Raw genomic sequence first — 3,887 nt, 5'->3', positions numbered from 1 at the left:
GACCGGGGGGAGACAGGGGCGGGACGCGCCTGGGGCCGATCGTGGGGAGGCGAGCGCCCGACGGGTCGGGCGGAGCGCCCGCGCCGGCCGCCGCCCTCGCTAGACCGCCATGCCGTACACGATCGTGAAGAGCGTGCCCAGGGAACCGATGATGAAGACTCCGGTCAGCCCCGCGACGATCAGGCCCTTGCCCTGCTCGGCGCTGAAGGTGTCGCGGAGCGCCGTCGCGCCGATGCGCTGCTTGGCCGCGCCCCAGATGGCGATGGCGAGACAGAGCAGGATGGCGACGGCCATCACCACCTCGATCATCACCCGGGCCTCGTTGCCCAGGCTTCCGAAGGGCCCCCAGTCCGGGGCGATGCCGCCGATGATGGTGTTGATGTCGCCCTTGTCGGCTGCCAGGTTCATACGTAACTCACCGCCCCTATGGGGTGTTCAGGTCTCGGGCTTCGTGTCGGTTTCGGGCTGGGCCTTGTGTCGGGTGTGTCGGGTCTTGTTTCAGGTCTTGTGTCAGGTTGTGCGTCGGGCCTCGTCCCGGACGTCCGCGGGGTGCGGAAGTCAGGTCCATCTTCGCCGAGAATCGCTTCCACGGATGTCGACTTGACGGCATTTCTTGGCGGATCTCGTACGTGTCCCGCGTCACGGGCCGGGCGCGTGCCGGGAGTGCGCCGGTCCGGCCGGTCCACCCCGCCGTCCCGGGCGCCGTCCCCGGTACGGGGCGGGCGGGGCGTCGCGATGGCGCGCGAAGGACGTGTTGTCGCTCTGTGTATCACGCACTGTCACGCCCGGCAACGAGTGCTGAAACGTTCGATCAGAGGCCCGCGAAGTGGTCGAACTCGTCGTTCTTGACGCCGAGGACGAACGCTTCCCACTTGGCCCGGCTCGTGGTGACGACCTCCTCGGGCCGGTCGCTGTGCCGTAGGTGAATCATCCCATCGGGCCCCTTCGCCACCTCGATCCAGGCGTCCAGCCCGTCCTCCTCGAGTGCGGCCTTGTGCCAGATGAGATCGGACATCGACGCGTTCCTCCGGGTGCGGGCACGGGCGGACCTGAGGGGTGCCCGCGGGCCGCGGGCACGGCTGGGGCGGCGGTGACGGCACGGGTGCCCCACGGGCGCCCGGCCACGGGTGCGCGACCCGTGCCTCATGACACCCGTGTCGCGCCCTTCGGTCAACCGGGGCACGTCCCCGCCGGTCACACCGGGTGCGCCAAAGCGCCTGTGGGACCTGCGAGTAGCCCGTGTGTCCGCGTGCCGATCGGCTGTACTGTGCGAAGCACGTCCGTACGGCCGAAAGCGGCCGGCGGGGCACGGTTGTTCGGCGCGGCGTGGCGGCCCACGGGAGCGTGACGGGCGGCCGCCGGCGCGGGGCCGGCCACCGAAGAGGACGGTGCGGCGGGAGGGGCGGCAGGATGCGGAAGGTCTGGGTCGGCACCGGTGTCGCCTTCGCCCTCCTCTTCGCCTTCCTGGCGCTGCTGGTCATCGGGACGTACTCGGTGGCGGGCAACCTCCTGGGTGGCGCCGGGCGTTCGGTGGGCCTGGCCAAGGGCGCCGTGCCGGCCGCCTACCGGGCGCTGGTGCAGAAGTGGGGCAATCACTGCCCCGCCATCACGCCGGCCCTGCTGGCGGCGCAGCTCTACCAGGAGAGCGGCTGGAACCCGCGCGCCCGCAGCCCCGCCAACGCCCTGGGCATAGCGCAGTTCATCCCCGGCACCTGGGCCACGCACGGCCTCGACGGCGATGGGGACGGCGACCGGGACGTGTTCGACCCCCAGGACGCCATTCCGTCGGCCGCCTCCTACGACTGCACTCAGGCCAGGTACGTCAAGGACGTGCCGGGCGATCCCACGGCGAACATGCTCGCGGCCTACAACGCGGGCGCGTACGCGGTGATCAAGTACGGCGGGGTGCCGCCGTATCGCGAGACGCGGAACTATGTGAAGACCATCACCACCCTCGCCAAGAGCTTCGAGGCGCCGGTGGGCAGGGTGGAGTCGTCCCGGCAGGCCGCGGGGGCCATCTACTACGCCCAGCAGCGGCTCGGCACGCCCTATCTGTGGGGCGGGGAGGGCACGGCGGACCAGGGCGGCCGGTTCGACTGCTCGGGGCTCACCCAGGCCGCGTACCAGTCGGTCGGCATCGAGCTGCCGCGCGTCGCCAACGACCAGTACAACGCCGGGCCGCACCCCCGGCGGGACGAGTTGCTCCCAGGCGACCTGGTGTTCTTCTCGGACGACCTCGGCAACTCCCGGGCCATTCGGCACGTGGGGATCTACGTGGGGGGCGGCTACATGATCAACGCTCCGTACACCGGGGCCGTGATCCGCTTCGACAAGATCGATACACCGGACTACTTCGGGGCGACGCGGGTGACCGCGGACGGCGCGAAGGCGCTCCCGGGGCCCCGAGGTGCGTAAAGCTCGCCCCGCGGGCGCCGGAGTCGGGGCGGAACGGGCACATGGATGTACACCCGATGTGGACTCTCTGTGAAGCCCAGCCCCTGAGCTGCGGCGATGTGTCACCCTTGGGTAACGTCCTGGTGATCATTCGGTGGAGAGCGGAACGCTCGGTGGGGGGACAGGCGTTCCCTGCACTGGGGTCGCAGCACACCGTTGGCCACGGGGTGGGCCGCAGCCGCATACGAGCAGGGCGAGAGACAAGGGGCCTCATCTATGGCTGGAGTCGAATCCGCGGGATCGGCCCTGGACACGAACCTGCTCTACGACATCAACGGGCTGGCAGCCGACGCGCCGCACTGGTTCGACCGCGTCGTGGAGTGGGTGGGGGAGTACGGCATCCTGGCCGGCCTCGCCCTGCTGATGCTGTGGTGCTGGTGGGGCGTCAGAAAGCGGGCCGACGCCGTCGGCGGGGTCGTCGGACTGGTCTGGGCGCCGCTCGCCGCCGGCATCGCGCTGATCGTCAACATCCCCATCAGGGAACTCGTCGAACGCCCGCGCCCGTTCCTCGATCACCAGGGGCTCGAGGTCCTGGTGGCCGGCAAGACCGACTACTCCTTTGTCAGCGACCACTCCACGATGGCGATGGCTCTGGGCGTCGGCATCTTCATCGCCAACCGGAAGTTCGGCTTCGCCGGCATCGGGCTGGCGCTCCTGGAGGGCTTCTGCCGGGTCTACATGGGCGTGCACTACCCCACCGACGTCATCGGTGGCTTCGCCCTCGGCACGGCGGTCACGCTGCTGCTGGCGCCCCTCGCGATGGCGCTGCTCACCCCCGTGGTCACGGCCGTTGGCGCGTCCCGGGCCGGGTGGCTCGTGCGGCGCAAGGGCGCGCCGGGCGCGGCGGCGCTCAGCGAGGCGGACATCGCCGGGCCGTACGCGCGGCGGTCCGACGCCCGGGGCGACGACCGGGACCTCGCGGCCTAGCAAGGGTCTCGGGGGCCCCGAACCGCCGTTGAGGCCCTTCATCATCGGCCCTCGGGGCCCTCGGGGCCCTGGGAGCCCTCCCTGGGCCCCGAGGCGCCCTGCGACAGGCCCGGAACCGCCCTGCCGCGCCCGTCAGAGGGCCTGGGGGAAGTCGAACAGCCGCTCGGGGTCGTACCGCCGCTTCAGCCGCGCCAGCCGGTGCGCGGCCCCGCCGTAGTACGCCCTGCGCCAGTCCGTCAGCCAGGGGTCGGCGTAGTTCTGATACGCGGCGCCGGAGACATGGGGGCGCATCGCCCGGTGGACGGCGCCCAGCCAGGCCGTGTGCGCTCTCCCGGAGCCGCTCCGAGGCCAGTGGCCCAGATACTGCAGCAGGGCGGAACAGCCGCGGTGGACGAACGCGGTGGCGCCGGGCGGCACCCGGCCGATGGCGCCGCCGAGCGCCGTCAGGTGGACCCCCACCGCCCCGTCGCGCCGGCCCTCGCCGGCCGGCCCCCGGGGCTTCCCGC

At 71.8% G+C, this 3,887-nt stretch carries 5 protein-coding genes; 2 read left to right on the top strand and 3 right to left on the bottom strand.

Features of this window, described 5'->3' with window-relative positions; all coding sequences use genetic code 11:
- Positions 1-99: 99 nt before the first annotated feature.
- Both ACSNOD_RS29395 and ACSNOD_RS29390 read right to left on the bottom strand, forming a co-directional pair.
- Positions 100-408 (bottom strand): hypothetical protein, encoded by a 309-nt coding sequence (locus tag ACSNOD_RS29395; protein WP_436770119.1) that lies wholly within the window; start codon positions 406-408, stop codon positions 100-102.
- Between the two features lie 403 nt (positions 409-811).
- A complete protein-coding gene (locus ACSNOD_RS29390) occupies positions 812-1,015 on the bottom strand; it encodes a DUF397 domain-containing protein (RefSeq protein WP_436770118.1) in 204 nt (67 codons plus the stop codon).
- Between the two features lie 395 nt (positions 1,016-1,410).
- Between ACSNOD_RS29390 and ACSNOD_RS29385 the strand changes: the two genes are divergently transcribed.
- Both ACSNOD_RS29385 and ACSNOD_RS29380 read left to right on the top strand, forming a co-directional pair.
- Complete coding sequence (locus ACSNOD_RS29385; RefSeq protein ID WP_436770117.1) at positions 1,411-2,415, top strand: NlpC/P60 family protein; 1,005 nt, start codon at positions 1,411-1,413, stop codon at positions 2,413-2,415.
- 255 nt (positions 2,416-2,670) lie between these two features.
- A complete protein-coding gene (locus ACSNOD_RS29380) occupies positions 2,671-3,381 on the top strand; it encodes a phosphatase PAP2 family protein (RefSeq protein ID WP_436770116.1) in 711 nt (236 codons plus the stop codon).
- A 132-nt stretch (positions 3,382-3,513) separates the two neighbouring features.
- Here ACSNOD_RS29380 and ACSNOD_RS29375 read toward each other — a convergent pair.
- A partial coding sequence (locus ACSNOD_RS29375; RefSeq protein WP_436770115.1) for a BBE domain-containing protein occupies positions 3,514-3,887 on the bottom strand: 374 nt, incomplete at its 5' end.

This window comes from Streptomyces sp. URMC 123 (assembly GCF_051386515.1).
GTDB lineage: Bacteria > Actinomycetota > Actinomycetes > Streptomycetales > Streptomycetaceae > Streptomyces.
The sequence above is the reverse complement of the archived record's forward strand: the minus strand, read 5'-3'. Positions and strand labels throughout refer to the sequence as shown.

What these genes read in the sequence shown, in the direction of transcription:
- ACSNOD_RS29385 (WP_436770117.1), top strand. Translation starts at nt 1,411, where the DNA reads ATGCGGAAGGTCTGGGTCGGCACCGGTGTCGCCTTCGCCCTCCTCTTC.
- ACSNOD_RS29380 (WP_436770116.1), top strand. Translation starts at nt 2,671, where the DNA reads ATGGCTGGAGTCGAATCCGCGGGATCGGCCCTGGACACGAACCTGCTC.
- ACSNOD_RS29390 (WP_436770118.1), bottom strand. Translation starts at nt 1,015, where the DNA reads ATGTCCGATCTCATCTGGCACAAGGCCGCACTCGAGGAGGACGGGCTG.
- ACSNOD_RS29395 (WP_436770119.1), bottom strand. Translation starts at nt 408, where the DNA reads ATGAACCTGGCAGCCGACAAGGGCGACATCAACACCATCATCGGCGGC.